This window comes from Streptomyces sp. NPDC055103, from assembly GCF_053607625.1.
This window is the reverse complement of the sequence record NZ_JBSGTX010000073.1, coordinates 1-24294: the sequence shown is the minus strand read 5'-3', so window position 1 is coordinate 24294 and position 24294 is coordinate 1. Positions and strand designations below refer to the sequence as shown.

The following is a 24294-nucleotide window of genomic DNA, read 5'->3' as shown; positions in this document are numbered from 1 at the left end:
TTCCGGGTCCCTCTCTCTTTCACGATGACGATGAAACGGTGTGGACGAATTACGGGATGTGCGCCTGGCGAGCTAGAAGGAAAGCGCCTGTCCGGCGGCCCTGAGGCCGGATTCGATAGCGCCGTCGATGTATCCGCTCCAGCCGTCGGCGATGTCACTTCCCGCGAAGGCGATCCGGCCGTGCGGGCGCCCGAGCGAGGGGTGGAGCGTGGTGAGCTGGCCGGGCTTGAGGAAGGTCCAGCCGCCGCGCGCGTAGGGGTCGGTGCCCCAGTTCTGGACCCGGACGTCGATGATCTCCAGTTCCGGGCCGAGCAGGCGGACCGCCCGGCGCACGGCGGCCCGGTCGGTGGGGTCGAAGGACGGGTCGACGCTGAAGCCGACGAACAGCCGGCTGCCGTCGGGCAGGAGCTGGTCGGGTATCAGCAGGGAGATCGGGGAGCCCTCCGCGCCCTGGGCGTAGCAGTGTCCGGCCGGGGTGCGGGCGTGGATCCACAGCTTGGTGGCGTGGGAGACGGCCAGCCCCTGGGCGGAGGCGGTGGCGTGGGCCTCCGGGAGGCCGGGCCGGAAGGCGATGGTCCGCCACATGTTGGCGGGGACCGCCAACACCACGGCCGGGGCGTGGAAGACCTGGCCCGAGACTGTGGTGACCCGGACCGGTCCGGGGTACGTGCCGCCGTCCTGGTCGACGGCGGCGACGGGCGAGCCGAGCAGCAGCTCGGGGGCGCCGTCGTCGAGGATGGCCTTCAGGAGCCGGTGGGTGCCGTGTTCGACCCGCCGGGTGTCGGCGCGGCCCAGGCCCTCGTTGCTCCAGCCGGCGAGGGCCCAGCGGCGGGCCAGCGCGGTCAGGGCGCCCTCGGCGCTGGAGCCGCCGGAGAGGGTTCCCGTCTGTCCGGTGACGAGGAGTTCGTCGGCCGGGGTGAGCCGCAGCTCGTCGAGGCGGTCGCGGAGCGAGCGCTGGTCCAGGTCGCGCAGCAGGTCGGCGCGGTACAGCGGTTCGTAGGGGCGCTCGAAGTAGGTGCGCGAGCCGTCGAAGACCGGCTCGTAGGCCCGGCCCATCAGGCCGAAGCCCTCTTCGGTGGCGTACTCGCGGGGCCCGTCGGGGGTGGGGAAGAAGGTCCGCTCGGGCGGGGCGTCCTCTGTGAGCGGGATGCCGTAGCGGGCGAGTTCCCTGGCGATGTTCGGCTGGAGGGTCGGTTCGACCCAGGTGCCGCCGAATTCGACCGTCCGGCCGGCGAAGGTGCCGGTCCAGGTGCGGCCCCCGATGCGGTTCCTGGCCTCGAGGACCAGGGTTCTGGCGCCCGCGGCGGCCAGTTCGCGGGCGGCGGTGACCCCGGCGAAGCCCGCGCCGACAACGATGGCGTCGTACCGGAGGCAGGTGTCGTCGGGGGCGGTGCCCCGGCGCGGTGCGGCGGCGGCCCGGGGGGCCGTGCCGAGTACGGCGAGCGCGGCGGCGGCCGTGACGACGGTCCGTCGCGACGGCCCGCGTCCCCGCCCGTCGCCCGCCGTGTGGCCCGCCGTGTCGTCCGTGGTGTTCATCGTGGAGTGCCCCTCGCGGTCGTGAACGTTCGAAGAACGGCCCCGCCGCTGTGGTGCGGCAGGGCCACCGGTCCGGCGGCTCAGACGCTGTCGCCGTACGGGTCGTCCACGGCGTAGCGCCACACGCCCGCGTCGTCGCGGCGCAGCACGTCGACGCCGACGCCGGTGAGGAGCTCGGGCTCACCGTCGTCGGTGGTCGTGGCGATCGACCAGTCGACGATCAGGAGCGCGGTGTCGCCGGTCACGTAGGAGTGCCGGGTCTTCGTGTGGATCTTGGGCTTGCGGGCAAGGAACTCCTCCACGGAGGCGCGGCGCTCATCGCCGGCGAGGGGCTTTCCGGGCTCCCAGACCGCGACAGCCTCGTTCGTGTACATGGAGTTGACGGCGTCGGCGTCCCCGGAATTGAAGGCACGGACGTAGCGATCGGTGTGCTCTTCCACTTCACGGGCGAGTTCCCGCCTGTCTATTGCGGCCATCGGGATGCCGCTCCTTCCCATGGATGTACGGACCAATGGATGTACGGAATGGATGGGCTCGGTGCTGTGGCCAGAACGTATCCGGGGCGGGCTCATCCCCCGTTCATCCCGGGGAATTACCACTCCATGACTCCGCCTTGAGTCGCGGCGGCGACGCTACGGAGATGAACGGTGAATGGTTCAGGAGCTTCGCCCCGGCGGCCGGGGACGCGGCCCGGCTGATCTGCTTCCCGCACGCGGGCGGCGCGGCGAGCGCGTACTTCGCGCTGGCCCGGGCGCTCGCCCCGCACGTCGAGGTGGTGGCCGTGCAGTACCCGGGGCGGCACGACCGGCGGCGCGAACCGGCCGTCACGGATCTGCGGCTGCTGGCCGGCCTGGTCACGGAGGCGCTCGGCGTGCCGGACCGGCCGTACGCCCTGTTCGGGCACAGCATGGGGGCGATCGTGGCGCATGAGACTGCGCGGCTGCTCGCGGGGCGGCCCGGTCCGGGGCCGCTGCGGCTCTTCCTGTCGGGGCGCGGCGCCCCGTCGGCCGCCCTGCGCGAGACGGGGCCGCGCGACGACGCGGCCCTGCTCGCGGAGATCCGCCGACTGGGCGGCACGGACGGGGCCAGGCTCGACGATCCCGACCTGCTGGAGCTGGCGCTGCCGGTGTTACGGGCCGACTACGCGGCGCTCGGCGGCTACCGCTGGACCGGGGGGCCGCCGCTGGACACCCCGGTGAGCGTGCTGGTCGGCGCGGCCGATCCGCTGGTCCCCCCCGGGCGGGCGGAGGCGTGGCGGGAGCACACGACGGGACCGTTCGAACTGCGGGTGTTCCCGGGCGGCCACTTCTACCTGGGTGACGCGACGGAGGAGGTGGCCGGGCTGGTGACTGCGGCGCTCACGGCCGGGGTCGCCTGATCACCTCCACCAGGCTGGCGAAGCTGTCCTGGCCGTGTCCGGCGGCGATGGCGCGTTCGGTGAGTTCCTTGATGGTCCGGGGCAGAGCGCTGTCGATGCCGCCCTGTTCGCTGGCGTGGATGACGTGGTCCATGGTCGCGGTCTGGGTCAGCAGGGTGGCGTCGGCCGGGTAGCGGCCGGCGTCGATCTGGTCGGCGTAGGCGGTGAGGTAGCCGCTGACGGTGGACAGCCACCGGTTGCCGACCCGGGTGAAGACGGCCGCGTCGACGTTCTCGGTGCCGACGAGCGCGGTCGCGTGGACGAAGCCGCTCATGGTCGCCCACATGAGGCCGAGCAGGGCCACGTCGTAGACGGAGGCGAGGCCGGCGTCGGCGTCCAGGTAGGCGGTGCCGCCGCCGAGGGCGGCGAGGGTGTCCCGGTGGGTGTCGTAGGCGGCGCGTGCGCCGCTGTAGAGGAGGACGGTGCCGGGGTCACCGACGCCCTGGGGTACGGACATGACGGCGCCGTCGAGGTAGCCGATGCCGTGTTCCTCCGCCCAGCGGGCGCTTTCGCGGGCCTGTTCGGGGGTGCCCGAGGTGAGGTTGACCAGGGTGCGGCCCGCGAGCCGGCCGGTGAGCGGGGCGAGGACGGCGCGGACGGCGTCGTAGGTGGACAGGCAGACCAGGACGAGGGGGGAGGCGTCGACCGCCTCGTCGGGGGTGGCCGCCGCCGTCGCGCCGTCGGCGAGGAGGTCCCCGTCCTTGCCGGTCGAGCGGTTCCAGACCGTGGTGGCGTGGCCCTCCTTGAGGAGGGCGCGGGCGAGGGCCTGGCCCATCAGTCCGAGGCCGAGGACGGTGACCGGGGTGCGGGGGGCGTCATGTTCAGTGCTCATGTGCTCGTTCTCTCGTTGCTTGCGCCGTGTTGCGCTGCACGTCCGGTCGATGCTTCCGTCCGCCGCCGGAGAGGGGAAAGGGGAATTCTTGACGCGATGCACAAAATTACTGCCGCACGAAAAGTGAGCCTCGAATTTGGATCATATGATTACTCGAATATGAGTCCGGGGTGTGCCCTTGGTGGTTCGATTTCCAGCGCAGCGAAACACCGTCAAGGAGGCACCATGAAAAGTACCTCTCGCCCGGACCCCGGACCGGCCGTGACTTACCTGCTCTTCGGCCGGGATTTCACCGAAGCGCTCACCGAGGGACTCCGCCGCTCCGCCCCCCTCCACGGCACGCCGAGACGCCCCGCCCCCTGCCCCGTCCGCCGCCCGAACGCGGCGTCCGCCCTGCTCCGGGAGTACGCCGAGTCGATCCTCCACGAGTACGCGGCGGCCCTGCCGCTCTCCCTGGGCCCCACCGACCCGCACCTGTGCGCCGCCTTCCTCGGCCGGGCCCGCCACGCCCTCGCCACGGCGGCCGACCCCTTCGCCCCCGCGGCCGACCGGCCCCCGGCGACCGCCACCCCCCACCAGGAACTCACCGCCGCCACCCTCCTCATCGAATGCGCGGCCCGCCGCCTGCCCACCGGCCCGCCCGGCGACGAAGCGGCCCGCGCCCTGGGCCAGGCCGTCCGGAACCCCCCGGCCCGGTGACCGGCCGCGCCGGGCCCGGCGCGGTCCGGACGGCCGGGGGACCAATTCCCGCCCTTGTCGTCCGGAATCCGCATTCGTCCTCGGCGGCGGGTGGACTTCGGTTATGACGAGCGCGTCATGCCGACCTTCCGCACGCTCGACCGCCAGCGTTCGGCCCGGCGTCCGCCCGTGGGCGACGCCGTCGTCCGGGCGGTCGCGGCTGCCCCGGCCGGGACCGTACGCGCCGCCGGGCCGCACCCGCCGAATCGTGCGCAGCACCGACAACCGGAGCGGAGTCGGCGACCTCCTCCCCCTTCGAGGCGTCCATACGGGCCGCCCGGGCGCCGTCGGCATGTCCATCGGCGACTACCTCGACGACGTCATGAACGGCTCGCCCGGCGCCACCCGGTCCACCATCGACGCCCTGCGCGCACTCGGCGTCTACGCCGCCGCCCCGGACACGGTCCTTGAGATCGGCCCCCCGGCCGGTACCTGGAGAAGACGCTGAAGGAGTGCGCGCCGAGCCGTTACGAGATCTACGAGACGGCGGCGCCCTGGGCCGCGTACCTGGTGGACACCTTCGAGGTGGTCGCCGGCCGACCTCGGACAGCAGCCTCGCCCCCACGGCCGACGGCAGCATCGACCTGACCTGCGCGTTCAGCTTGGTCGGGCCTCTTGCCTCGCGCTTTCATGAAGCGGGCTGTCCGACGGATGGCCAGGTAAGCGAAAAGTGCCTCTGACCAGCAAGAATGAGGATTGTCGAGGTCCTTGTTCCTGCCACCGTCGGAGGCACTTCCCAGGTGAAGAAGCGTATCGGGTCCTCTCCCCGCGTCCGCGTTGAGGGCGGCGGCCATGCGGTGGTGTCCCAGGCCGGGGCTGTACTGCTGGTCGAGACCATCCGCAAGGCCAAGCTGGACCAGGCGATATCGGCTGCGCTGACGCCGTGGCGGCGTCCGAGGGCGGTGCGCGATCCGGGCAAGATCCTGCTGAACGTGGCCCTCGCGGTCGCGCTGGGCGGGGACTGCCTGGCGGATGTCGGGATGCTGCGGGCCGAGTCGGCCGTGTTCGGCCCGGTGGCCTCCGACCCGACCGTCTCCCGGCTCATCGACAGCCTCGCCGCCGCCGGCCCGAAGGCTCTGACAGCGATCCGGTCAGCACGGGCCAAGGTCCGCGAACACGTCTGGAAGCTGGCCGGGACCTCGTCGCCGGACACCACAGGACAGGTGATCGTGGACCTGGACGGAGTGCTGGTGCTGGCCCACTCCGACAAGCAGGACGTCGCCGCGACCTGGAAGAAGACCTACGGACACCACCCGCTGATGGGCTTCGTCGACCACGGACGCGGTGGCACCGGGGAGCCGGTGGCCGCCCTGCTGCGGCCCGGCAACGCGGGGAGCAACACCGCCGCCGACCACATCACCACCACCCAACTCGCCCTGGCCCAGATGCCGAAGAAGTACCGGCGTGGATGCCAGACGCTGATTCGTACCGACTCCGGCGGCGGGACGCATGAGTTCGTCGCCTGGCTCGCCCAGCGCGGGAGGTGGCTTTCGTACTCGGTCGGGATGACCATCACCGATGCAGTTCATCAGGCCGTGCTGAAGGTCCCCGCCCCGGCCTGGACGCCCGCCGTCGAGCCGGACGGCGAGATCCGCGACGGCGCCTGGGTCGCCGAACTCACCGGCGACGTCCTCAAGGGCTGGCCGCAAGGGATGCGGCTGATCGTCCGCAAGGAACGGCCCCACCCCGGCGCCCAGTTGCGCTTCACCGACGCCGACGGCCTGCGGCTCACCGCGTTCGCCACCAACACCACCGGCGTCCCGATCGCCGCACTCGAACTGCGGCACCGCCGGCGGGCCCGCGCCGAGGACCGCATCCGGGCCGCCCGCGCCACCGGCCTGCGCAACCTCCCCTGCACGACACCGCCCAGAACCAGATCTGGCTGGAGATCGTCCAGCTCGCCCTCGACCTGCTGGCATGGATGCCCATGATCGCCCTGACCAGCGAAACCCGCAGGTGGGAGCCCCGCCGCCTGAGGCTCCGCCTCTTCTCCGCCGCCGCCCAGATCGTCACGACCGCCCGGCGCCGGCACCTGAGATTCGCCCGCCACTGGCCCTGGACCGACGTGATCACCGCCGCCCTGGCACGACTCCACGCTCTTCCCATCCCCGGCCGACCAGCACGTTCCCGTCCCTGCAAAGCAGCACCACCCGACCGGAGCCGTGGAACCCGGCGCCCACCCGACGCGACAGCCGGGCCACCCGCCTGACCACCACCAGCCCGAACAACCGGAACGGCCCACCGAAGAAACTGACAGACCGTCACGAAAGATCGAGGCTGGAACCAGGCTAGAACTCCCGAATTGCGTCGAACCCAGGCAGCGACGTCGCAAAGAAACCGCGCAGACAGGCCCGCCAGGGAATCCGACTCCCTTCGAGGCCGAACCCTCGGTCCATCGGCAGCACCCCAGCACGAACCCAGCACGGTAGGGGTGAGCAGGGGTGACGACAGGTGATGAGGGGTCAGCCATCCCAGCACCATCCCAGCACGGGAAAACGCAAAGGGCCCGACTCCGAAGGGCCGGACCCCTTTCGACCTGCACGTTTGCTATATCACCGACGTGGCGATACAGACCCCGCTACACATTGAAGCGGAACTCCACGACGTCGCCGTCCTGCATCACGTATTCCTTGCCCTCCATGCGGGCCTTGCCCTTGGCGCGGGCCTCGGCGACCGAGCCGCATTCGACCAGGTCGGCGAAGGAGATGATCTCCGCCTTGATGAAGCCGCGCTGGAAGTCGGTGTGGATGACGCCGGCCGCCTCGGGGGCGGTGGCGCCCTTCTTGATCGTCCAGGCGCGGGTTTCCTTCGGGCCTGCCGTCAGGTAGGTCTGGAGGCCCAGGGTGGCGAAGCCGACGCGGCCCAGGGTGGCCATGCCCGGCTCCTCCTGGCCGACGGACTGGAGGAGCTCGAGGGCCTCGTCGTCCTCCAGCTCGATGAGCTCCTGCTCCAGCTTCGCGTTCAGGAAGATGGCCTCGGCGGGGGCGACCAGCGCGCGCTGCTCCGCCTTGAAGGCGTCGTCCGTCAGCTCGTCCTCGTCGACGTTGAAGACGTAGAGGAAGGGCTTCGTGGTGAGGAGGTGCAGCTCGTGGAGGAGGTCGCCCTGCTCCGTGCCCTTGGCGATGCCCTTCGAGAAGAGCGTGTCGCCCGCTTCGAGGATCTTCTTCGCCTCCAGGACGGCCGCGAGGACCGCGACCTTCTCCTTCTGGAGGCGGGACTCCTTCGTCAGGCGCGGCTCCGCCTTCTCGATCGACTGGAGGTCGGCGAGGATCAGCTCGGTGTTGATCGTCTCGATGTCGTCCTTGGGCGAGACCTTGCCGTCGACGTGGACGACGTTCTCGTCCTTGAAGGCGCGGATGACCTGGCAGATCGCGTCCGACTCGCGGATGTTCGCGAGGAACTTGTTGCCGAGGCCCTCGCCCTCCGACGCGCCGCGCACGATGCCGGCGATGTCGACGAAGTCCACCGTCGCGGGAAGGATCTTCTGCGAGCCGAAGATGCCCGCGAGGACGGCCAGGCGGGCGTCGGGGACACCGACGACTCCGACGTTGGGCTCGATCGTGGCGAACGGGTAGTTGGCCGCCAGCACGTCGTTCTTGGTCAGGGCGTTGAACAGGGTCGACTTGCCGACATTCGGCAGACCGACGATTCCGATCGTGAGCGACACGGTGGCGACTTCCTGAAGTGTGGACGGGGGGCCGATCCCCCAGTTTACGGGCGGGGCGAACCGGCCAGTGACGCCGACCTTCGGTCGATCTCGGGGGCAAGGTCACCCAAAGGGCGTGTCCCGGACCTGGTTCCCGCCCCCTCCCGACCTACGTTGGTCGTGTGGAGCAGCACAGGACAAGTCAGCCGCACGGTCGCCGACGGCCGCAGAACCCCGTCACGCCGCCGCCCGTGGCACCGCCCGGCGCGCTCGTGGAGGGCGCTGCCGTGTACCGCGTGACCGGCAGGGCCGGGCGGCGCGCCGGTGGCGCCCGCGTGGAGCGGGCCGGGGCCGCCGGAACGGCTGCGGCCGCCGTTCCCGGGCGCGGTTCCGGGCGTCCGCCGGGCACCAGGCCGGTGCCGCCCGTCGTCCTCGCCCTGCGCCGACTCCCCTCGCCCCGGCTCACCGGGCTCGGCGCCGGGCTGTTCGCCGCCGCCGTCATGCTGGTGATCGGTCTGCTCGACCGGCTGCTCCTCGACGGCTCCCCGCTCGTCTTCGGACTGCTGTTCCTGCCGGTCAGCGCCCTGACCGCGCTGTGGGTCCGTACCGCCGACCTCGTCACCGCCCCGATCAGCGTCCCCATCGCCTTCGCCGTCGGCGTCGTTCCCATCGCGGGCGGTACGGGTGGGCTCGGCGGCCAGGCCATGGCCGTCGTGACCGCGCTCGCCGTGCACGCTGGGTGGCTCTACGGCGGCACGCTCGTCGCCGGGCTCATCACGAGCTTCCGGAAGGTGCGGGACATGGGGCGCCGCCAGCAGCGCGCCGCCTCTGCCGCCTCTGCCGCCGCCCCGGCGGGTGGTAGTGCCGGTGGCCGTGGCGGTGCGGGTGGCGGTGGCGGTCGGGTGGTTTCCGGTGCGGGTGAGAAGCCGGGCGGACATCCCTCCGCGCCGGGGCGCCGACCCGTCGCGTAACGCCATCGCCTCGTGACGTAAAGCCGTCGCCCCGTCGCGTGACGCCGTCGCACGCCGCCGCCCCGTGGCGTGACCCGTCACGTCGCCCCGCCGCCCGCGTACAGGCCGGTGGACCGGCGGCCTCCGGGGGCGTCGCGTCCGCCCTCCGCCCCGGCTTCAGGCCTCGGTCGCCGCCATCGCCGCGCCCACGATGCCCGCGTTGTTCTGGAGCTCAGCCGGGACGATCTCCGCGCGGATGCCCTCGACGAGCGGGAGGAACTTGTCCGCCTTGCGGCTCACTCCCCCGCCGATGATGAACAGCTCCGGCGAGAACAGCATCTCCACGTGCGCGAGGTACTTCGTCAGCCGGCGCTTCGCCCAGTGCTCCCAGGTGAGGTCCTCGTCCTCCTTGGCCTTCGTCGAGGCCCGCGTCTCCGCGTCGTGGCCCTTCAGCTCCAGGTGGCCCAGCTCCGTGTTGGGGACGAGCCGGCCGTCGACGAAGAGGGCCGAGCCGATGCCCGTGCCGAGCGTCAGCAGGATCACCGTGCCCTTGCGGCCCCGGCCCGCGCCGAAGGTCATCTCCGCGACGCCGGCCGCGTCCGCGTCGTTCAGGACGGTCACCGGGAGGCCGCCGAGCCGCTCGCTCAGCAGCGTGCCCGCGTCGACACCGATCCAGGACTTGTCGACATTGGCGGCGGTGCGGATCGTGGAGCCCGTCACCACGCCGGGGAAGGTCACCCCCACGGGACCGGTCCAGCCGAAGTGCTCCACGACCTCCGCGACGCAGTCCGCCACACCGTCGGGTGTGGCGGGCTGCGGGGTCAGTACCTTGTGGCGCTCCTCGGCGAGCGCTCCGAGCGCCAGGTCCACAGGGGCGCCCTTGATGCCCGAGCCGCCGATGTCCACTCCGAAGACGTTCATGGACCCACGGTAAGGGCTGGGGCGGGGACTTACTCCTTGTGGCTTTGTGGCCGTGCGACCTTGTGAGTTACTCCGTGCCCGCGGTGGCCGGCTCGGCCTTGCCGAGCTGCTCCGCCACCGCCCGGAGGTCCTTGTTCCGGAGCTCCTTGGGCAGCGAGAAGGTCAGGGACTCGTCCGCCGTCTTGACGATCTCGACGTCCGCGTAGCCGCGCTCGCCGAGCCACGCCAGGACCTCCTGGACCAGGATGTCCGGGACGGAGGCGCCGGAGGAGAGGCCGACGCTGGTCACGCCCTCCAGCCAGGCCTCGTCGATCTCGCTCGCGAAGTCGACGAGGTACGCGGCGGGGACGCCGGCCTGCTTGGCGACCTCGACCATGCGGATCGAGTTCGAGGAGTTCTTCGAGCCGACGACGATCACGAGCTCGGCCTGGCCGGCGAGCTCCTTGATGGCGATCTGGCGGTTCTGCGTGGCGTAGCAGATGTCGTCGGACGGCGGGGAGATCAGCTGAGGGAACTTCTCCTTCAGCGCGTCGACCGTCTCCATCGTCTCGTCGACCGAGAGCGTGGTCTGGGAGAGCCAGACGACGCGGGACGGGTCGCGGACCTCGATCTTGGCGACGTCCCCGGGGCCGTCGACCAGCTGGATGTGGTCGGGGGCCTCGCCGGAGGTGCCGACGACCTCCTCGTGGCCCTCGTGGCCGATGAGGAGGATGTCGAAGTCGTCGTTGGCGAAGCGGACGGCTTCCTTGTGGACCTTGGTGACGAGCGGGCAGGTCGCGTCGATCGTCGCGAGCCGGCCCTGGCGGGCCTCCTCGTGGACGGTCGGGGCGACGCCGTGCGCGGAGAACATCACGATGTTGCCCGGCGGCACCTCGGTCGCCTGGTCGACGAAGATCGCGCCCTTCCGCTCCAGCGTCTGGACCACGTACTTGTTGTGCACGATCTCGTGGCGGACGTAGATCGGCGCCCCGTACTGCTCCAGGGCCTTCTCCACCGCGATCACGGCACGGTCCACGCCCGCGCAGTAGCCGCGGGGGGCGGCGAGCAGGACACGCTTCGGGCGGTTCGTCGCGGGGTCGGACTCGGGCGTCGACGCGGGCGTTGCAGTCATGCGTCCCATCGTAAGGCCGCGTCGGTCAGCGGTTTGATCGGTGCCGTGGCCGAGACTGACCGCATGGCCGAGGAATCGCAGGTGGCTGCGCGCGCGGGACATACGGATCTCCGTCGGAGCCTCGGCTTCCGCGACCTGGTCGTCTACGGGCTCCTCTTCATCGCGCCCATGGCGCCGGTCGGCGTCTTCGGCACGCTCGACGCGAAGTCCCACGGGGCCGTCGCGCTGGTGTACGTCGTGGCCACCGTCGCCATGGCGTTCACGGCGTTCAGTTACGCCCAGATGGTGCGGGTCGCGCCGCAGGCCGGGTCCGTCTTCACGTACGCCCGCAAGGGGCTCGGCGAAGGGCCGGGCTTCATCGCCGGGTGGATGGCGCTGCTCGACTACCTGCTGATCCCGGCCGTCGCGTACCTCTTCGCGGGCATCGCGATGGAGGCGCTCGTCCCTGAGGTGGACCGGTGGTTGTGGACCGGGATCGCCGTCGTCATCACCACCCTGCTCAACCTGTGGGGCGTCCGGGCCGCGGCCCGGGTCGGCTTCGCCGTGCTCGCGATGGAGATCGTCGTCCTGCTGGTCTTCGTCGTGTCGGCGGTGGTGGTGCTCGTACAGGACGGGCCGCGGCGCGACTGGTGGTCGCCGCTCACCGGCGACGTCTCCTTCTCGGCCGCCGCGGTCCTCGGCGCGGTGTCGGTGGCCGTGCTGTCCTATCTGGGCTTCGACGCGATCGCCTCCTTCGCGGAGGAGGTCACGGGCGGGTCGGCGAAGGTCGCGCGGGCGGTGCTTTTCTGTCTGGCGCTGGCGGGCGTGCTGTTCGTGGCGCAGACCTGGCTCGTGGCCCTCCTCGAACCGCTCTCCTCGGCCGAGCTCACCGCCGATCCCGCCAAGCAGGGCTCCGCCTTCTACGACGCCGTGGAGGTGTCGGTCGGCAGCTGGCTGCACGACCTGGTCGCGGTCTCGAAGGCGATCGGCGCGGCCTTCGCCGCCCTCGCCGGGCAGGCGGCGGGCGGCCGGCTGCTCTTCGCCATGGGCCGCGACCGGCGGCTGCCGCACGTACTCGCCCGGACGGACGCGGGCGTGCCGCGGGTGGCGCTGCTCGTGGCGGCGACGGTGACGATGATCGCCGCGCTGTGGGCGGCCCGGCGGGACGACGGCCTCGACCACCTGGTGTCGGTGGTCGACGTCGGCGCGCTGACCGCCTTCGTCCTGCTGCACGCGAGCGTGGTGGGGTGGTTCGTGGTACGGCGGGCGGAGGGTCCGCCGCACTGGCTGAAGCACGTCGTCATGCCGGTCACCGGAGCGGCGATCCTCGTCGCGGTGATCGTGGAGGCCTCGGTGGCCGCGCAGGTGGTGGGCGTGGTGTGGCTGGGAGTCGGGTTCGTCGTCCTGGCCCTCCAGGGCTCGACTCGGACGCCTGCGGGGTCCTGACGTTCGGTATGGCCGCGGGGTCCTGACCTCGTCATCCACCTCCAGGTGGATGTACGCCTCCCGTGGTTGTGCGGTCCCTCGGGGTTGTGCGCCTCCACGTCGTTGTCCGCGTCCACCTCGTACACGTTGTCGTACCGCGCGGTTACGCTCGGTCCATGGCTCTGACTACGTCCGCCGAAGCACCGCTTCCCGTCGGTGAGGTCTCCCGCCTGATCGGGGGCTGGATCGACCGGCTCGGAGCGATCTGGGTCGAGGGGCAGATCACGCAGCTGTCGCGGCGCCCGGGCGCCGGGGTCGTCTTCCTCACGCTGCGGGACCCCTCGCACGACATCTCGATCGGCGTCACCTGCTACCGCCAGGTTTTCGACTCGGTCGCGGACCTGGTGTCCGAGGGCGCCCGCGTCGTCGTGCACGCCAAGCCCGAGTGGTACGCGCCGCGCGGGCAGCTGTCGCTGCGGGCCGTGGAGATCAAGCCGGTGGGGATCGGCGAGCTGCTCGCCCGTCTTGAGCAGCTGAAGCGGAGCCTGGCCGCCGAGGGGCTCTTCGCGCTCGACCGGAAGAAGCCGCTGCCGTTCCTGCCGCACCTGATCGGGCTCGTCTGCGGACGCGCCTCGGCGGCGGAGCGGGACGTCCTGGAGAACGCCCGTCGCCGCTGGCCCGCCGTGCGCTTCGAGGTGCGGAACGTCCCGGTGCAGGGCGTGAAGGCGGTCCCACAGGTCGTCCAGGCGGTGAAGGAGCTCGACGCCCACGAGGACGTGGACGTGATCATCGTCGCCCGGGGCGGCGGCAGCGTCGAGGACCTGCTGCCGTTCTCCGACGAGCAGCTCGTCCGGGCCGTCGCCGACTGCCGTACGCCGGTGGTCTCCGCGATCGGGCACGAGCCGGACTCGCCCCTGCTCGACCTGGTGGCCGACCTGCGGGCCTCGACGCCCACGGACGCGGCGAAGAAGGTCGTACCGGACGTCGGGGAGGAGCTCGACCGGGTCCGCGGGCTGCGGGACCGGGCGCTGCGGACCGTGCGGGGGCTCCTGGAGCGGGAGGAGCGCGGTCTCGCGCACGCGCTCGCGCGGCCCGTCATGGAGCATCCGCAGCGGATGGTCGAGGTCCGCGAGGACGAGATCGACGCGCTGCTCGCGCGGAGCCGGCGGGTCCTGGGGCACCTCCTGGACCGGGCCGACTCAGAGCTGTCGCACACGCGGGCGCGGGTCCGGGCGCTGTCGCCCGCCGCGACGATGGAGCGGGGCTACGCGGTGCTCCAGCGGGCGGACGGGGCGGTCGTCCGGTCGCCCGAGGAGGTCGCGGAGGGCGAGGAGCTGCGGGCGCGGGTCGCCGAGGGCGAGTTCGCGGTGCGGCGCGTGGGCGGGGCCGTGGCCGACCCGGCCTGAGCGGGGCCGGTGAGGACCTGCGCGGGACCCGGATCCGTAGATCATCGAAAGATCAGCAGCGACAACGGCAACAGCGGCACGGAGGGTGAAGCACATGGCAGCCGGTACGGAAGAGGCGGCGCTCGGCTACGAGCAGGCACGGGACGAGCTCATCGAGGTCGTCCGACGGCTGGAGGCGGGCGGGACGACCCTGGAGGAGTCCCTCGCGCTCTGGGAGCGCGGCGAGGAGCTGGCGAAGATCTGCCGGCGACGCCTTGAGGGCGCGCGGGCCCGGCTGGACGCCTCCCTGGCGGCGGAGCGCGCGGCCGAGGCGGAGGCGGCGGACGGGGAGGAGTAGCCCGGCGGGACCCTGTCGGCACACGCGCTGCTGGGGTATGCCGGGAGCTCTGCGAGGGTCCGCCGGGGAGCCCTGCTCGGGTGCGCCGGAAGCCGTCCTCGTGGTCACCGGGGAGCCCCTCGGGGCCGCCGGGAGCCGCACCGCATCCCGCCTGGCCCCACCGGCGCCCGCCTCCGCCCGCCTCCGCCCGCCCCGCCCCTGGCGTAGCCCCGGGAGTGAAGCGGATCACTATCCGGATGGATTGGTTGAAGTTTCACCAATCATGCGCGTACTGTCGAGGACATCGCTTGATCCGCAGTCCGGAAGGTACGCAGCATGTCTCTCGCCCTTGACCCCGCCGCCCAGGACCTCCTCTTCCGTGAGGCCCGCACCGCCAACACGTTCACCGACGAGCCGGTGACCGACGAGCAGGTTCAGGCGATCTACGACCTGGTGCAGTACGGTCCGACCGCCTTCAACCAGACCCCGCTGCGCATCACCCTGGTCCGCTCCCCCGAGGCCCGCGAGCGCCTGGTCAAGCACATGGCCGAGGGCAACCAGCCGAAGACCGCCGCCGCCCCGCTGGTCGCGATCCTCTCCGCCGACAACGAGTTCCACGAGGAGCTCCCGGCCCTGCTGCCGCACTTCCCGCAGGCCAAGGACATGTTCTTCTCGGAGCGCCCGGTCCGCGAGCAGTCCGCCGTGCTGAACGCCGCCCTCCAGGCCGCGTACTTCATCGTCGGCGTCCGCGCCGCCGGCCTCGCCGCCGGCCCGATGACCGGTCTGGACTTCGCCGGCGTCCAGAAGGAGTTCCTGGACGCCGACCACACCCCGCTGATGGTCGTCAACATCGGCAAGCCGGGCGAGGACGCCTGGTTCCCGCGCTCCCCGCGCCTGGCCTACGACGACGTCGTCACCACCGTCTGAGCCTGACCGCGGACAGCACAGCCTGACTGCATGCGAGAAGGGCCCCGCACTCATGGAGCGCGGGGCCCTTCTCGTCCGTCCGTCCGCCGCTCAGGCCTTCTGCGCCCGGAGCGAGCCCGCCATCTCGGCCAGCCGCTCGAAGGACGCCGTGCCGGTCACGACGGTCGTCGCGCCGCCCTCCGTACGGACGAGCGCGTCGTACTTCGGCCCCTCCCAGCGGTGCCAGACCTGCCCGGCCACCGTCTGGGTCTTCCCGGTGTCCTTCGCCTCGTGCGTGACCTCGGGCACGTACTTGCCCGGCGCCGCCGTCGACTGGTGGATCGCCACGTACTGGGTGTCCGGGGAGAGGAACCCGAGCTGCCAGGCGTCGCTCTTCTCGCGCTTGTACGAGACGACCGTCGCCTTCCAGTCCGCCCCGAGGCCCTCGGGGGACAGCACCGGATACGGTGCCGCCCGCTGGGCCGTCAGAAGCTCGACGCGGTAGTCCTTCGCCTTGACCGGCGCCGCGCTCTCGTCGTGCGGGATGAAGAGATACATCACTCCCGCAGCAACCATGATCACCCCGAGGGACTGGAACATCCCTCGTACCGTCTGCCTACCTCGCATACCTGCCACGCCCACATGGTCGCATCATGGTGTCGCGCTCAAACGTGGGCCCCTCTGCTCATTTTGTCGACGTACCGATAGAGTCGCAGCACCCTCGTTTTCTCCGGCCGTCGCCGTTCCCGGCCGTCGCCGTACAGAAAGGTGACTCCGATGACCGAGCACCATCACCTGCCCCCCGAGCTTGTCGTCTCCCCCGAGGCCCCCGACCGCAACCTCGCCCTTGAGCTGGTCCGCGTCACCGAGGCGGCCGCCATGGCCGCCGGCCGCTGGGTCGGCCGCGGCGACAAGATCGGCGCGGACGGCGCGGCGGTCAACGCCATGCGGACCCTGATCTCCACCGTCTCGATGAACGGCGTCGTCGTCATCGGCGAGGGCGAGAAGGACGAAGCCCCGATGCTGTTCAACGGCGAGCGCGTCGGCGACGGCACCGGTGCCGAGGTCGACATCGCCGTCGACCCGATCGACGGCACCACGCTCAACGCCAAGGGCATGCCGAACGCGATCGCCGTCCTGGCCGCCGCCGACCGCGGCACGATGTTCGACCCGTCCGCGGTCTTCTACATGGACAAGCTGGTCACCGGCCCCGAGGCCGCCGACTTCGTCGACATCAACGCCCCCGTCTCGGTCAACATCCGCCGGGTCGCCAAGGCGAAGAACTCCTCGCCCGAGGACATCACGGTCATGATCCTGGACCGCCCCCGTCACGAGGGCATCGTCAAGGAGATCCGCGAGACCGGGGCCCGGATCAAGTTCATCTCGGACGGTGACGTCGCCGGTTCGATCATGGCCGTCCGCGAGGGCACCGGCGTCGACATGCTCATGGGCGTCGGCGGCACTCCCGAGGGCATCATCTCCGCCTGCGCGATCAAGTGCCTCGGCGGTGTGATCCAGGGCAAGCTGTGGCCGAAGGACGAGGCCGAGCGGCAGAAGGCGCTCGACGCGGGCCACGACCTGGACCGGGTGCTCTCCACGAACGACCTGGTCAGCGGCGACAACGTGTTCTTCGTCGCGACCGGCATCACCGACGGCGAGCTGCTGCGCGGCGTGCGCTACCGCGCCGAGACGGCGACCACGCAGTCGCTGGTCATGCGCTCGAAGTCCGGCACGATCCGCCAGATCGACTCCACGCACCGGCTCTCGAAGCTGCGCGCGTACAGCAAGATCGACTTCGACCGCGCCAAGTAATCCCTGGCCGAGTCGGCGAGCGGCTGAGCGGCTGAGCGGCTGAGCGGCTGAGCGGCTGAGCGGCTGAGCGGCTGAGCGGCTGAGCGGAACGCTACGAAGAGGGGCGCCCCCATGTGCGGTGGGGGCGCCCCTTCCCGTACGGGCCGCGACGGCGTCCGCTCCCCCGTCCTGCCGTCAGCCCGCCTGGGCGATCCGTCCGTCGGTCGCGGACGCCTTCCTCAGCTCCACCTCGCGCCGCCGGCGTCTGGCCAGCACCACGCGGCGCTCCGCCGCGGTGAGTCCGCCCCAGACCCCGTACGGCTCGGGCTGGAGCAGCGCGTGCTCCCGGCACTCGACCATCACGGGACAGCGGGCGCAGACCCGCTTGGCCGCCTCCTCCCGCGCGAGCCGCGCGGCGGTCGGCTCCTTGGAGGGGGCGAAGAACAGCCCGGCCTCGTCCCGGCGGCACACCGCCTCCGCGTGCCAGGGGCCGCCCTCGTCCCCCCGGGCAGGTGTGCGCTGAGGGGGAACGGCGGCGACCTGGAGGGGCTGATGCGGCAGTGGCAGCACGGTCTACTCCTGACGACGGCTTCGCGAGCGAGCGGCGATGCAGCAGCCCTACCCGCTGTGCGCGCGCCTATGCACTGCGTGCCGTCCCGTTCCGCACTTCGGATACCTCAGGGCGAATTCCGGTCACCGCCCGGCCGCGGAGATCGCCCCGGCGTCCGCCGGTTCGTCCGGCGGTTCGCCCCGCGGTTCGTCCGGCGGTTCGTCCGGCGGTTCGCCCGGCGGTTCGCCCGGCGGTTCGTCCGCCGGTTCGTCCGGCGGTTCGTCCGGCGGTTCGTCCGGCGCTCCCCACTGCGGTCCGTCGCGCACCGCGCCCGACACCGCGGCGCCCCGGGTCAGTGGCCCAGGTGCTTCTTGCGCAGTTTGCCCTGGAGGTCCGTGATCCACTTCCCGCGCTTGGGCCTCGCCTCGACGTTGCCGAAGACCGAGTAGCCGTTGACGACGACGACCGGGGCCTGTGGGTCGACGCCTTCCAGGGTCACGACCTCGAAGTTGCCGAAGACTCCGCTGCCGTTGCCCCGCAGGCTGATGTTCTCCGGGACCCGCACCTCGACGTTCCCGAAGATCGACGTGGCGTTGATGGTGGTCAGACGCTGAGCGAAGATCGCCTCGGTCAGATCGATCTCGATGCTGCCGAAGAGCGCGAAGGCGTTCGTCCTGCGGCCCACCCGCCACCGGCCCTTGCGGGTGGTGCTGGAGAAGATCGCGACGAGGCTGTCCGCGGCGCCCTCGGGGTCGCCCGGGTCGTAGTCGTACGCCGGTTCCGGATCCCGGCGGGTCCGGGGACTCGGCAGGTCGCCGACGATCGGCTCCAGCTCCCCGACGGTCTTGGCGCGGTAGACCGCGTCGATCCGGTCCGAGTGCTCCTCGGGATCGATCCGGCCCTCGGCCAGGGCGTCCCGGAGGATGTCCGCGATCCGGTCCCTGTCCGCGTCGGACGCGCGCAACGAGCCTCGCGGATCGGCGAACGCGGTCTCGGCCGGGACCGGCTCCGCGGGAGCGGCCGACCGCTGCGGCTGCGGCTGCTTTTCGGGTTCGGGCTTCTTTTCGAGGTCCACGGCGCCAGCCTAGCGAAACGCGATAGATCGCGACCAGGGGGCGGGGCCGAGCCTGTGGACGACGAAGCGAACAGGTCGGTGGAAATGGTGGGTTGAGGCCACAGCCGGAAACCGCCTCCCGCCGAACACCCGGCGCGCCGGACCTTCTGTCAGGGGTGGCCACAGCGCGTGATCACGGCCGGGGGAGGCGGGAGAGACGCGGCGCGAGCGAACGTTTCGGCGGGAGCGCGGGCCAGGACGCCGGCGCGCGAGGAGGGTTCGGGGCCGACGGCGCGCGGGAGGGGCCCCCGCACTCGCGGAGCCCGGCCTCGGCGCGTGCACGAACCCCGGCCTCGGCGCGTACACGGACCCCGGCCTCGGCGCGTGCCTGGAAGTCCCGTCGGGCGGGCCCGCCGAGGAAGGCGCTGGTCCTGCGTCACCTCGACCACATGCGGAGACCCTGGCCGCCGACCACGAGGAACACGCCCTAGTGAGCCTTACCTCACAGGATCGGGACCGCGCCCGCGCTCTACGCTGGAAGCAGCGCCGCCAATGGAGGCGGCGCTGCTGTCTGCCGAGTGAGGAATGGCTGCCGTCATGCCAGAGTTTTCGTACTCCGATCTGCTCCCCCTGGGAGAGGACACCACGCCCTATCGCCTGGTGACCTCCGAAGGTGTCTCCACCTTCGAGGCCGACGGCCGTACGTTCCTCAAGGTCGAGCCCGAGGCGCTGCGCACGCTCGCCGCCGAGGCGATCCACGACATCCAGCACTTCCTGCGCCCGGCCCACCTGGCCCAGCTGCGCCGGATCATCGACGACCCCGAGGCGTCGGGCAACGACAAGTTCGTCGCGCTCGACCTCCTCAAGAACGCGAACATCGCCGCCGCCGGCGTCCTCCCCATGTGCCAGGACACCGGCACCGCGATCGTCATGGGCAAGCGCGGCCAGAACGTGCTGACCCCGGGCCGCGACGAGGAGGCCCTGTCCAAGGGCATCTACGACGCGTACACCAAGCTCAACCTGCGGTACTCGCAGATGGCCCCCGTCACCATGTGGGAGGAGAAGAACACCGGCTCGAACCTGCCCGCGCAGATCGAGCTGTACGCGACCGACGGCGGCGCGTACAAGTTCCTCTTCATGGCCAAGGGCGGCGGCTCCGCCAACAAGTCCTTCCTCTACCAGGAGACGAAGGCCGTCCTCAACGAGGCGAGCATGATGACGTTCCTGGAGGAGAAGATCCGCTCCCTCGGCACGGCCGCCTGCCCGCCGTACCACCTGGCGATCGTCGTCGGCGGCACGTCCGCCGAGTTCGCGCTCAAGACCGCGAAGTACGCCTCCGCCCACTACCTGGACGAGCTGCCCACCGAGGGCTCGGCCGAGACCGGCCACGGCTTCCGCGACAAGGAGCTGGAGGGGAAGGTCTTCGAGCTGACGCAGAAGATCGGCATCGGCGCGCAGTTCGGCGGCAAGTACTTCTGCCACGACGTCCGCGTCGTCCGCCTCCCCCGCCACGGCGCCTCGCTGCCCGTCGCGATCGCCGTCTCCTGCTCGGCCGACCGCCAGGCCGTCGCGAAGATCACCGCCGAGGGCGTCTTCCTGGAGCAGCTGGAGACGGACCCTGCGCGCTTCCTGCCCGACACCACGGACGAGCACCTCTCCGAGTCCCAGGACAGCGACGTCGTCACCATCGACCTCAACCAGCCGATGGACGACATCCTCGCCGAGCTGACCAAGTACCCGGTCAAGACCCGTCTGTCCCTCAACGGCCCGCTGGTCGTGGCGCGCGACATCGCGCACGCCAAGATCAAGGAGCGCCTGGACGCGGGCGAGGAGATGCCGCAGTACCTGAAGGACCACCCGGTCTACTACGCGGGCCCGGCGAAGACCCCCGAGGGGTACGCCTCCGGCTCCTTCGGCCCGACGACGGCCGGCCGCATGGACTCGTACGTGGAGCAGTTCCAGGCGGCGGGCGGCTCGAAGGTGATGCTGGCCAAGGGCAACCGTTCCGGTCAGGTCACCGCCGCGTGCGACGCGCACGGCGGCTTCTACCTCGGCTCGATCGGCGGCCCGGCGGCCCGGCTCGCGCAGGACTGCATCAAGAAGGTCGAGGTCGTCGAGTACGAGGAGCTCGGCATGGAGGCGGTCTGGAAGATCGAGGTCGAGGACTTCCCGGCGTTCATCGTCGTGGACGACAAGGGCAACGACTTCTTCACTTCGCAGGAACCTGCTCAGCCGACGTTCACCACCATCCCGGTTCGCGGTCCCGGTCTCGCCTGAGACGCCCCCTGATCCCTCCAGAGCCCCCGGCCAGCGCCGGGGGCTCTCCCCTTGCCACGGAGGGCGGAGGACGCCCGCGAGACACTCGACGCACCCCCGCCGACGGCCCGGTGATCGGCGGCCGTGACCTCGTTCTACCCGACTACGCGAATATTCGCGTGATCGCGTAGACCCATGGAGCGCACGTCCGTACCGTCGTCCCCGAGGGCCCAACAGGGGCCAGACACAAGGGGGTTTCAGCATGGCGCGCGAGGAACTGACCCGACTCACCGGAAACGGCAACTGCGGGAAGGACGACTGCCCGAACGTCTACCGGACCGCATCCGGTTCGATCGTGGTCCAGGGCGACGTATCCAACGCCTTCACGCCGCCGAACGGCGAAGGGCTCGTTGAGATTCCCGAGCACATCCTGAGGGAGGCCATTCGTGCTCTTGGCTGGTGAATCGTGGGCGGCGCGATTTGAAGGCTTCCAGCGGGAAGCATGGCGTCTCGAAACTCTTCCTCAATACCTCATGCCGCAAGAGGTCGAGGAAATTGAGGCGTGGCGAAATGGCGCCCGCGTAAACCCTCACGCGGTGGCGAACGAATACACCGAACGGCTTCGCCGGCAGGTCACCGAGGGACGCTCACAGGGGCGCGTGCACGTCGTCACACGGCCGCTCTCCGAGTATCTCCGATTCGAGTTCCACCAGTACTATGCGGCACATTCCCTGGCAGGGGAGCAAATCAGAATCCTTGACGTGACCGAGCGGACGAACCCGCTGGAAGGCGTTCAAGACTACTGGATGTTCGACCACGCCGAAGTGGTACTCATGAACTACCACCCAGACGGAAGGCAGATCAGCCGCGAGGTATACGAGGGAGACGCTTCGCCGTTCATCGAGTATCAGCGAATCGCCCTCGCCGAGTCGGTGCCCTTCGAGGAGTACGTGAAGGGCCTTGACGCTTGAGCCCGAGAGGCTAGGTCAGTCCAGATCAGACCTAGCGGAAGCACTTCGCAGTGCGCGGAAGCGAGCCGGGAAAACGCAAACCTGGCTCGCCCGCCGCTGCAACATGTCCCAAACCAAGATCAGCAACATCGAGGGCGGGAAGCTCACGCCCGCCGTGGTCGATATAGAGCTGATCCTAGAAGCACTTGAAGCTACGGGCCCCGAAGCCGAAAAGCTCCTAGCTTTGGCCCGTACGGCAAACACCGAGTGGCAAGACCACTGGTCATCTCGCCGTAGGGGCTTGGACAAGAAACAGAATGAGCTAGCAAGGCTCGAAGCAGTTTCCACGGAATTCCGCTTCTTCTTGCTCTCGATGATTACCGGGCTCCTGGCCACACCTGAATATGTGCGTGCAAGCATTGCCGATGTCCCCGGAGATCAGTCGAAGACCATCGCGAGAAAGCTAGAACGGCAACAGGTTCTCTGCGACGCCACGAAGTCATTTACCTTCGTCCTTACCGAGCAGGCGGCACGATGGCCACTGCTTCCTCCCATGGCGATGTCTATGCAGCTTGACCGACTTGTATCCGTCTCTCGCCTACCCAATGTTCGCCTGGGTGTAATCCCACTGAGTGGGTACGTGCCAGAGAGACCATTGAATACGTTTACGGTCTATGACAGGCGGCTCGCCACGGTCGAGACTGGGAACGGGTTCATTGATCCTTCGAGACCACCGCGATGTAACCGCGTACCGGGAAGACTTCGACCGATACGAGGGATGCGCGCTTTTCGGTGACGAGTGCCGAACGCTCCTCTCCGAGTGGTCAGCCGCATTTACCCGACCACGCCAATAATCCTCGCCCTTCAGCCCACGATCAAGTCGCGCCCGATCCTCTCGCGCGTCAGTGGCGCGAGTCTCCATGTACTTCAGAGTCTCGGCGATAGCCCGGCGGGTCTCCGGCGAATCGGAGCCGTCCGCGCTGTTCACCGCAGCCAGAATCTCAGTGCGCGCCATGCGCTCCTCGGCCGGAATAGAGTTGATGACGGCTGCAATCTCGCGGGCCGAAAGGCCCCGGTCCTCGGACTCGGCAGACTCAAAAATCTTGCGAAGCTCAGTCTTCAAGAATGATTCCTTCCGGTTCGGGCCGAGTGCGGCCATGAAGAAAGCCGCCCGAGCCCAAAAGGGCGGGACGGCTTGAAATAGGGCGGTGCTATTCGCCTTCGGCCATGAGGGATCGAAGGTCTTTGATGTGCCTTAGCTAGAGAGGACATGAAAATGCCCCCACTGCTCCTTTCAGCAGTGGGGGCATTCCTTCGTCCGACCCAAGTTCTACTTTCGCGTGTACCCAATCCGCGCCGGGAAGGTGTACTCAGAGATGGGCTCCGTCCACACATACCCTTCAGGGACGTGGAGCCCCGTTTCCTCGGCGATCTCCGCAAGCTCGGGCATTTTGCAAGTAACTCGGCGGCTTTCGTCCTCAGCAATCCCGACAGTGACCGTCAGCCCATGCCGTTGCAGAAATACACGCTTCTGCTCATCATCCTTAGCAGCCCATTCCTCGGCGTAGGATCGCCCGGTTTCCTTCCAGGCGGGGGCAGCCTCGGCAGTCTTGATTTCCCCCCTCAAGCGTTCCACCTTGGCCGACTGAAATTCGTGCTGGCTCCAGTACCGTTCGATCTGAACATCACTCTTGAATCGCCCGGCCAGGTAATCCGCCTCCAGCCTGTCTAGCGTGGCCTCGGATTCGGCAAGCTCGGTCTTGGCCTGACTGATTGAATTGCCCACCCGTTCCATGACAGGCAACGGACCGAGAGTCACGTTCACGAACTGATTAACGGCCATGTCCAGAAGATCCCGCCGAATGCGGCTGGGGTAGGGACACGTACCCATGTTCACGTTGTTACAGCTGTAGTAATGATGCACCCGTCCGCTGGTCTTGATCTTCTTGTTCGACGACATGCGGCCACCGCAGTTATTACAGATGGCTACACCTCCCAGCATGGACCGCGACGGCGTGGCCCGTCGTACGGGGCGGTCGCTCTTCAGAGCGGCCACGAATTCCGACCACTCCGCGAATCCCATCAGGGGGCGGTCGGTGATCTGGACGTGCTCGCCGTTCTCGTCGACGACGTTCTCACCCTTGTGCGTGTAGATGCCGGCGACCGTGGGATTCATGATGATGGCTCGAATAGCATTGGCGGTCCAAGCAACTCCCCTCGGCTCTTCTCCCTTCACGATCCGAAGGTGATCCCGCCATGTCGGAACTCCGCGCTTATTGAGATCAATCGCGATCTTGTAGGCCGTCCAATCGCCCTTCAGGCGCTCGATGATTTCCCGGAGGAGTTCCGCATAGGTATCGTCCTGAACGAGCTTCTTGCCGCCGTTTTCCTGCCGCTCGAAGTGGTAGCCGTACGCAGGGGCATTGCGTAGTCGAGGTTGGTCGGGTTCGCCGGGTTCGTGCGTGACGTGACGTCATGTCCGGTGTGCGGTAAGGGAACTCGGACAGCAG

The 24294-nt window shown here is 69.9% G+C and carries 23 protein-coding genes and 3 pseudogenes; 14 read left to right on the top strand and 12 right to left on the bottom strand.

Going from position 1 to position 24294, the window contains the following annotated elements; translation table 11 throughout:
* Positions 1-72: 72 nt before the first annotated feature.
* Together ACWFR1_RS33225 and ACWFR1_RS33220 are read right to left on the bottom strand one after the other, a co-directional pair.
* Complete coding sequence (locus tag ACWFR1_RS33225) at positions 73-1536, bottom strand: flavin monoamine oxidase family protein (RefSeq protein ID WP_453557830.1); 1464 nt, start codon at positions 1534-1536, stop codon at positions 73-75.
* 80 nt (positions 1537-1616) lie between these two features.
* Entirely contained in the window at positions 1617-2012 is a 396-nt protein-coding gene (locus ACWFR1_RS33220) for a YybH family protein (protein WP_384562787.1), read from the bottom strand.
* Between the two features lie 164 nt (positions 2013-2176).
* Here ACWFR1_RS33220 and ACWFR1_RS33215 point away from each other — a divergent pair, with 164 nt between their 5' ends.
* Complete coding sequence (locus tag ACWFR1_RS33215; protein WP_384562790.1) at positions 2177-2914, top strand: thioesterase II family protein; 738 nt, start codon at positions 2177-2179, stop codon at positions 2912-2914.
* Here the strand turns inward: ACWFR1_RS33215 and ACWFR1_RS33210 are convergent.
* Positions 2895-3785: an NAD(P)-dependent oxidoreductase gene (locus ACWFR1_RS33210; RefSeq protein WP_384562793.1), complete on the bottom strand. Its 891-nt coding sequence runs from the start codon at positions 3783-3785 to the stop codon at positions 2895-2897. The genes ACWFR1_RS33215 and ACWFR1_RS33210 overlap by 20 nt on opposite strands.
* A 225-nt stretch (positions 3786-4010) precedes the next feature.
* Between ACWFR1_RS33210 and ACWFR1_RS33205 the strand changes: the two genes are divergently transcribed.
* The 3 genes and pseudogenes from ACWFR1_RS33205 to ACWFR1_RS33195 all read left to right on the top strand — a co-directional run.
* Complete coding sequence (locus ACWFR1_RS33205; protein WP_453557827.1) at positions 4011-4484, top strand: hypothetical protein; 474 nt, start codon at positions 4011-4013, stop codon at positions 4482-4484.
* Positions 4485-4731: 247 nt separating this feature from the next.
* Positions 4732-4971: a hypothetical protein gene (locus tag ACWFR1_RS33200; protein ID WP_453557825.1), complete on the top strand. Its 240-nt coding sequence runs from the start codon at positions 4732-4734 to the stop codon at positions 4969-4971.
* Between the two features lie 292 nt (positions 4972-5263).
* Positions 5264-6636: pseudogene (locus tag ACWFR1_RS33195) on the top strand (IS1380 family transposase); the annotation flags it as partial.
* A gap of 465 nt (positions 6637-7101) precedes the next feature.
* Here the strand turns inward: ACWFR1_RS33195 and ychF are convergent.
* Positions 7102-8190: a redox-regulated ATPase YchF gene (gene ychF / locus ACWFR1_RS33190; protein WP_453557823.1), complete on the bottom strand. Its 1089-nt coding sequence runs from the start codon at positions 8188-8190 to the stop codon at positions 7102-7104.
* A 395-nt stretch (positions 8191-8585) separates the two neighbouring features.
* On the opposite strand from ychF, the gene ACWFR1_RS33185 reads away from it, so the two are divergent.
* Positions 8586-9140 (top strand): DUF6542 domain-containing protein, encoded by a 555-nt coding sequence (locus ACWFR1_RS33185; RefSeq protein WP_453557849.1) that lies wholly within the window; start codon positions 8586-8588, stop codon positions 9138-9140.
* Between the two features lie 156 nt (positions 9141-9296).
* Here ACWFR1_RS33185 and ppgK read toward each other — a convergent pair whose 3' ends face one another.
* Both ppgK and ACWFR1_RS33175 read right to left on the bottom strand, forming a co-directional pair.
* Positions 9297-10040, bottom strand: coding sequence for a polyphosphate--glucose phosphotransferase (ppgK, locus tag ACWFR1_RS33180; RefSeq protein WP_453557821.1), 744 nt, complete (start codon positions 10038-10040; stop codon positions 9297-9299).
* A 67-nt stretch (positions 10041-10107) separates the two neighbouring features.
* Positions 10108-11160 (bottom strand): 4-hydroxy-3-methylbut-2-enyl diphosphate reductase, encoded by a 1053-nt coding sequence (locus ACWFR1_RS33175; RefSeq protein ID WP_453557819.1) that lies wholly within the window; start codon positions 11158-11160, stop codon positions 10108-10110.
* Positions 11161-11214: 54 nt separating this feature from the next.
* Here ACWFR1_RS33175 and ACWFR1_RS33170 point away from each other — a divergent pair, with 54 nt between their 5' ends.
* The 4 genes from ACWFR1_RS33170 (at position 11215) to ACWFR1_RS33155 (ending at position 15204) form a co-directional block, all read left to right on the top strand.
* Positions 11215-12576, top strand: coding sequence for an APC family permease (locus ACWFR1_RS33170; RefSeq protein ID WP_453557847.1), 1362 nt, complete (start codon positions 11215-11217; stop codon positions 12574-12576).
* A gap of 155 nt (positions 12577-12731) precedes the next feature.
* Positions 12732-13961 carry an exodeoxyribonuclease VII large subunit gene (gene xseA, locus ACWFR1_RS33165; protein WP_453557817.1) on the top strand — a complete coding sequence of 410 codons (1230 nt, stop codon included), beginning with the start codon at positions 12732-12734 and terminating at the stop codon, positions 13959-13961.
* A gap of 94 nt (positions 13962-14055) precedes the next feature.
* The gene (locus tag ACWFR1_RS33160) at positions 14056-14298 is read left to right on the top strand and encodes an exodeoxyribonuclease VII small subunit (protein WP_453557815.1); all 243 of its coding nucleotides are present in this window, start codon (positions 14056-14058) and stop codon (positions 14296-14298) included.
* Between the two features lie 315 nt (positions 14299-14613).
* Complete coding sequence (locus ACWFR1_RS33155) at positions 14614-15204, top strand: malonic semialdehyde reductase (RefSeq protein WP_453557813.1); 591 nt, start codon at positions 14614-14616, stop codon at positions 15202-15204.
* A 90-nt stretch (positions 15205-15294) separates the two neighbouring features.
* On the opposite strand, the gene ACWFR1_RS33150 is transcribed toward ACWFR1_RS33155, so the two are convergent.
* Entirely contained in the window at positions 15295-15810 is a 516-nt protein-coding gene (locus tag ACWFR1_RS33150; protein WP_453557845.1) for a DUF4245 domain-containing protein, read from the bottom strand.
* Positions 15811-15960: 150 nt separating this feature from the next.
* Here ACWFR1_RS33150 and glpX point away from each other — a divergent pair, with 150 nt between their 5' ends.
* Entirely contained in the window at positions 15961-16995 is a 1035-nt protein-coding gene (gene glpX / locus ACWFR1_RS33145; RefSeq protein WP_399223230.1) for a class II fructose-bisphosphatase, read from the top strand.
* A 174-nt stretch (positions 16996-17169) separates the two neighbouring features.
* Here glpX and ACWFR1_RS33140 read toward each other — a convergent pair whose 3' ends face one another.
* From ACWFR1_RS33140 to ACWFR1_RS33130, 3 genes are all read right to left on the bottom strand, one after another.
* Complete coding sequence (locus ACWFR1_RS33140) at positions 17170-17544, bottom strand: WhiB family transcriptional regulator (protein WP_453557810.1); 375 nt, start codon at positions 17542-17544, stop codon at positions 17170-17172.
* Positions 17545-17667: 123 nt separating this feature from the next.
* Positions 17668-17850, bottom strand: a complete 183-nt coding sequence (locus ACWFR1_RS33135) for a hypothetical protein (RefSeq protein WP_453557808.1) — start codon at positions 17848-17850, stop codon at positions 17668-17670.
* Positions 17851-17876: 26 nt separating this feature from the next.
* Positions 17877-18599: a DUF1707 SHOCT-like domain-containing protein gene (locus ACWFR1_RS33130; RefSeq protein WP_453557806.1), complete on the bottom strand. Its 723-nt coding sequence runs from the start codon at positions 18597-18599 to the stop codon at positions 17877-17879.
* A 576-nt stretch (positions 18600-19175) separates the two neighbouring features.
* Here ACWFR1_RS33130 and ACWFR1_RS33125 point away from each other — a divergent pair.
* From ACWFR1_RS33125 to ACWFR1_RS33110, 4 genes and pseudogenes are all read left to right on the top strand, one after another.
* Entirely contained in the window at positions 19176-20855 is a 1680-nt protein-coding gene (locus tag ACWFR1_RS33125; protein WP_453557804.1) for a fumarate hydratase, read from the top strand.
* Positions 20856-21096: 241 nt separating this feature from the next.
* Complete coding sequence (locus ACWFR1_RS33120; RefSeq protein ID WP_453557802.1) at positions 21097-21297, top strand: hypothetical protein; 201 nt, start codon at positions 21097-21099, stop codon at positions 21295-21297.
* Positions 21281-21805, top strand: a complete 525-nt coding sequence (locus ACWFR1_RS33115) for a DUF6879 family protein (RefSeq protein ID WP_453557800.1) — start codon at positions 21281-21283, stop codon at positions 21803-21805. Before ACWFR1_RS33120 ends, ACWFR1_RS33115 begins: the two co-directional genes overlap by 17 nt.
* Positions 21795-22638: pseudogene (locus ACWFR1_RS33110) on the top strand (helix-turn-helix domain-containing protein). The gene ACWFR1_RS33115 and the pseudogene ACWFR1_RS33110 overlap by 11 nt, the downstream one beginning before the upstream one ends.
* A 476-nt stretch (positions 22639-23114) precedes the next feature.
* Here the strand turns inward: ACWFR1_RS33110 and ACWFR1_RS33105 are convergent.
* The gene (locus ACWFR1_RS33105) at positions 23115-23786 is read right to left on the bottom strand and encodes a zinc ribbon domain-containing protein (protein WP_453557843.1); all 672 of its coding nucleotides are present in this window, start codon (positions 23784-23786) and stop codon (positions 23115-23117) included.
* 117 nt (positions 23787-23903) lie between these two features.
* Positions 23904-24125 (bottom strand): annotated as a pseudogene (locus tag ACWFR1_RS33100) (recombinase family protein); the annotation flags it as partial.
* Positions 24126-24294 lie beyond the last annotated feature (169 nt).

Excerpts from the sequence above, each read along its gene's own strand:
- ACWFR1_RS33225 (WP_453557830.1), bottom strand. The coding sequence starts at position 1,536 with ATGAACACCACGGACGACACGGCGGGCCACACGGCGGGCGACGGGCGG.
- ACWFR1_RS33220 (WP_384562787.1), bottom strand. The coding sequence starts at position 2,012 with ATGGCCGCAATAGACAGGCGGGAACTCGCCCGTGAAGTGGAAGAGCAC.
- ACWFR1_RS33215 (WP_384562790.1), top strand. The coding sequence starts at position 2,177 with ATGAACGGTGAATGGTTCAGGAGCTTCGCCCCGGCGGCCGGGGACGCG.
- ACWFR1_RS33210 (WP_384562793.1), bottom strand. The coding sequence starts at position 3,785 with ATGAGCACTGAACATGACGCCCCCCGCACCCCGGTCACCGTCCTCGGC.
- ACWFR1_RS33205 (WP_453557827.1), top strand. The coding sequence starts at position 4,011 with ATGAAAAGTACCTCTCGCCCGGACCCCGGACCGGCCGTGACTTACCTG.
- ppgK (WP_453557821.1), bottom strand. The coding sequence starts at position 10,040 with ATGAACGTCTTCGGAGTGGACATCGGCGGCTCGGGCATCAAGGGCGCC.
- ACWFR1_RS33175 (WP_453557819.1), bottom strand. The coding sequence starts at position 11,160 with ATGGGACGCATGACTGCAACGCCCGCGTCGACGCCCGAGTCCGACCCC.
- ACWFR1_RS33170 (WP_453557847.1), top strand. The coding sequence starts at position 11,215 with ATGGCCGAGGAATCGCAGGTGGCTGCGCGCGCGGGACATACGGATCTC.
- xseA (WP_453557817.1), top strand. The coding sequence starts at position 12,732 with ATGGCTCTGACTACGTCCGCCGAAGCACCGCTTCCCGTCGGTGAGGTC.
- ACWFR1_RS33160 (WP_453557815.1), top strand. The coding sequence starts at position 14,056 with ATGGCAGCCGGTACGGAAGAGGCGGCGCTCGGCTACGAGCAGGCACGG.
- ACWFR1_RS33155 (WP_453557813.1), top strand. The coding sequence starts at position 14,614 with ATGTCTCTCGCCCTTGACCCCGCCGCCCAGGACCTCCTCTTCCGTGAG.
- ACWFR1_RS33150 (WP_453557845.1), bottom strand. The coding sequence starts at position 15,810 with ATGCGAGGTAGGCAGACGGTACGAGGGATGTTCCAGTCCCTCGGGGTG.
- glpX (WP_399223230.1), top strand. The coding sequence starts at position 15,961 with ATGACCGAGCACCATCACCTGCCCCCCGAGCTTGTCGTCTCCCCCGAG.
- ACWFR1_RS33125 (WP_453557804.1), top strand. The coding sequence starts at position 19,176 with ATGCCAGAGTTTTCGTACTCCGATCTGCTCCCCCTGGGAGAGGACACC.
- ACWFR1_RS33120 (WP_453557802.1), top strand. The coding sequence starts at position 21,097 with ATGGCGCGCGAGGAACTGACCCGACTCACCGGAAACGGCAACTGCGGG.
- ACWFR1_RS33105 (WP_453557843.1), bottom strand. The coding sequence starts at position 23,786 with ATGCTGGGAGGTGTAGCCATCTGTAATAACTGCGGTGGCCGCATGTCG.